At 68.2% G+C, this 2,701-nt stretch carries 2 protein-coding genes and 1 pseudogene; 1 reads left to right on the top strand and 2 read right to left on the bottom strand.

Going from position 1 to position 2,701, the window contains the following annotated elements; translation table 11 throughout:
• Window positions 1–281: pseudogene (locus RTM68_RS18160) on the bottom strand (ROK family protein); the annotation flags it as partial.
• A gap of 44 nt (window positions 282–325) precedes the next feature.
• On the bottom strand, window positions 326–1,222 hold the full coding sequence (locus tag RTM68_RS18155; RefSeq protein ID WP_312173682.1) for a sugar isomerase: 897 nt from the start codon (window positions 1,220–1,222) through the stop codon (window positions 326–328).
• A gap of 289 nt (window positions 1,223–1,511) precedes the next feature.
• Here RTM68_RS18155 and RTM68_RS18150 point away from each other — a divergent pair.
• Window positions 1,512–2,701 (top strand): extracellular solute-binding protein (locus tag RTM68_RS18150; protein WP_312173681.1); only part of this gene is annotated, 1,190 nt, incomplete at its 3' end.

Genomic DNA, 2,701 nt, shown 5'->3' with positions numbered 1-2,701 from the left:
GGGTGGTCTGCCTGCAGCTTCACCGCGAGCGCACCGAGACGCCTGATGAGTGCTCCGGTGCGATCGCCGTCGGATCCCGGATCAGCCAGAGGGGTCGGCGTGCGGCGCAGCCCCAGAGCCGTGCCGTCTGCGTCGAACAGCGCCGACTTGATGTCGGTGCCGCCGACGTCGAACGCGAGCACCGGCGCGCCCGCACCGAGCGGCCGCACCGCGGCGAGCTTCTCGCCCGACGCGTCTCGCTCGACGTCGGCGATGCCCGCGGCATCCTCAGGCCTGGTCATGGTCTGCTCCCCACCGGTCTCTCCTCACGCGTCGTGGTCGGTCGTCACGCGTCGAGGATCACTGAGCGGGTGAGGTTGCGCGGCTGGTCGGGGTCGAGCCCGCGCGCCACGGCACGGTCGAGGGCGACGCGGTGCAGGCGCACGAGGTCGGCCAGCGGGTCGATCGGATGCTGCACGAAGCGCGCCCCCGTGGCCTCGACCTGTGCGGCCAGTCCCTCGGGCGCCTCGCCGAACTGCCAGGTCACGCGGCCGGGAGCGGCGATCGCGATCGGACCGTGGCGGTACTCCATCGAGGGGTACGACTCGGTCCACGACTGCGACGACTCCCGCATCTTCAGCGCCGCCTCGTGAGCCAGGCCGACGGTCCACCCGCGGCCCAGGAACGAGTACTGCTCGGCATCGCGCAGCTCGTCGTCGTACTCGGCGGTGAGCACGGCGGCGGCATCCTCGATCGCGCCGGTGAGGTCCTCACCGAGCGAGGCGCGGAACAGCGCGAGCGCGGTGGTCGCGAAACGGGTCTGCACGACCGACTTCTCATCGGCGAAAGGCAGCAGAACGGCATCGTCGACGAGCGAGACGAGCGGCGAGGTCTCGTCGCCGATCACGCCGATCGTGGGGACGCGGCCCTTGATGCGGTCGACGAGCTCGAGGACCTCGGTCGTGGTGCCCGAGCGCGTGAGCGCCACCACGGCGTCGTAGCCGCGGTCGGTGAACGACTCGGATGCCGCGAACGCGTCGGTCTCGCCCAGACCCGCGCTCTCGCGCAGGAACGCGTACGACTGCGCCATGAACCACGACGTGCCGCAGCCGACGACCGCGACGCGTGCCCCGGATGCGGGCAGCAGTGCCTGCGCGTCTCGGAGGTCGGCGGCGCGAGCCCAGGTCTCGGGCTGGGAGAGGAGCTCTTCGCGCATGTGAGCGCCGGGGAGAAGTTCGGTCATGTCAGGCCCTCCGGACCAGATGTTGCAAGTTTGTGATTGTTTTGACGACTATTCGATCATAGTATTTCGACCCAAGGGAATCCCGCAAGGATTCTCCTTGATTTGTTCATTCTCCTGACAAATAATCAGACCAGTTCCACCGCCCCGTCCTCGGCCCGGTCCGAGGAAGGCTCCCCGAGCCGACCCGGCTTGATCGATCGCCGCTCCATCCGAGAGGCGATCACACGCACCGTCGCGTGAGTTGTGCTTGCGACTGTGCACCACCTACACAGTGAGGAATGCAATACACATGAAGAAGTCACTGCGATTCGGCGCTGTCGCCCTGGCCGCGACCGCCACTCTCACGCTCGCTTCGTGCGGGTTCGGCGGTTCGACCGAGGGCGGCGGAGGCGACGCCGACGGCGCGTCCACGCTCGACCTCCTCGTCCCCAGCTACTCCGACGCCACCAAGGGCCTGTGGGAGGACGTGATCGCGGGGTTCGAAGAGGAGAACCCCGACATCACGGTCAACCTCGAGGTGCAGTCATGGGACAACCTCGAGAAGGTCGTCTCCACCAAGATCCAGGCCGGCGAGGCACCGGACATCTACAACGGAGGCCCGTTCGCCGGGTTCGTCGGCGACGAGCTGCTCTATCCGGTCGAGGACGTCGTCTCGGAAGAGACCTACTCCGACTTCCAGGACGCGTTCCTCGCGAACGCCGAGGTCGACGGCACCGCCTACGCGCTGCCGCTGATCGCTTCGGCCCGCGCGCTGTTCGTCAACAACGCCCTGCTCTCGCAGGCCGGCGTCGAGGCCCCGACGACCTGGGATGAGCTGCTCGACGCCGCGACCAAGGTGTCGGCGCTCGGCGGCGGCGTGGCCGGCTACGGCATGCCGCTCGGTTCCGAAGAGGCGCAGGCCGAGGCGGCCGTGTGGCTATGGGGCGGCGGCGGCTCGTTCGGCGACGCATCCGAGATCACGATCGACACCCCCGAGAACCTCGCCGGTGCCGAGCAGATCAAGAAGATGATCGATGCGGGTGCCACGCAGGCCGACCCCGGCTCGACGCAGCGCTCGCCCCTGATGGACATCTTCATCCAGGGCAAGATCGGCATGCAGGTGGGTCTGCCCCCGACGGTGGGCCAGATCGAAGAGGGCAACCCCGAGCTCGACTACTCCATCGTCCCGATCCCGACCGAAGACGGCTCGCCGTTCACGCTCGGCGTCATGGACCAGCTGATGGCGTTCGAGAACGACGGCGATAAGCAGGAGGCGATCACGAAGTTCTTCGACTACTACTACTCGGCCGACGTGTACGTGCCGTGGGTGCAGGCCGAGGGCTTCCTGCCCGTCACCAAGTCGGGTGCCGAGCAGCTCGCCGGCGAGGAGGCGCTCGCGCCGTTCCTCGAGGTGCTGCCCGACGCGCAGTTCTACCCGTCGACGAACCCGAAGTGGTCGGCCACCGACGGCGCCTTCAAGTCGCTGTTCGGCCAGCTGCA

The organism is Microbacterium sp. (genome assembly GCF_031988965.1).
GTDB lineage: Bacteria > Actinomycetota > Actinomycetes > Actinomycetales > Microbacteriaceae > Microbacterium.
Note: the sequence above shows the minus strand (reverse complement) of the source record. Positions and strands in the feature narration are given on the sequence as shown.